This window comes from Kitasatospora sp. MBT63 (genome assembly GCF_000710465.2).
Classification (GTDB): domain Bacteria; phylum Actinomycetota; class Actinomycetes; order Streptomycetales; family Streptomycetaceae; genus Kitasatospora.
In genome coordinates, this window is sequence record NZ_JAIZ01000775.1 from 1 (window position 1) to 331 (window position 331).

Sequence of the window (331 nt, forward strand, 5' to 3'; positions counted from 1 at the left end):
GGCGGGTCGGGTCGGGCGGACCCGGTCCGCGGGTGTGCTCAGCTCCGGTCCGGGTGGTCGGCGGCGCCGTAGCCGCCGAGGATGCGGTCCATCACCTCGGGCAGCCGGAAGGAGGTCCGGTGCATGGCGGCCTCCCTGGCGATCGCCGCGTCGGTGGCGGCGAGCAGCGGTGCGGCCAGGTCCTGCTTGAGCAGTTCCAGGGAGGCCCGGGGAGCCGCCGCCAGGTCGGCGGCGAGCGCACGGGCGGTGGCGGGTACCCGGTCGTGGGCCACCACCGTGACGGGCGCACCGCGGTCGCGCAGTTCGGCGCCCCGGTAGTTGCGGGCGGGCC

General features: G+C 77.9%; 1 protein-coding gene. It reads right to left on the reverse strand.

Annotation, left to right across the window (positions count from 1 at the left end):
- Nucleotides 1–38: 38 nt before the first annotated feature.
- On the reverse strand, nucleotides 39–331 hold a 293-nt coding region (locus AA75_RS50445; protein WP_033825420.1), incomplete at its 5' end, for an enoyl-CoA hydratase-related protein.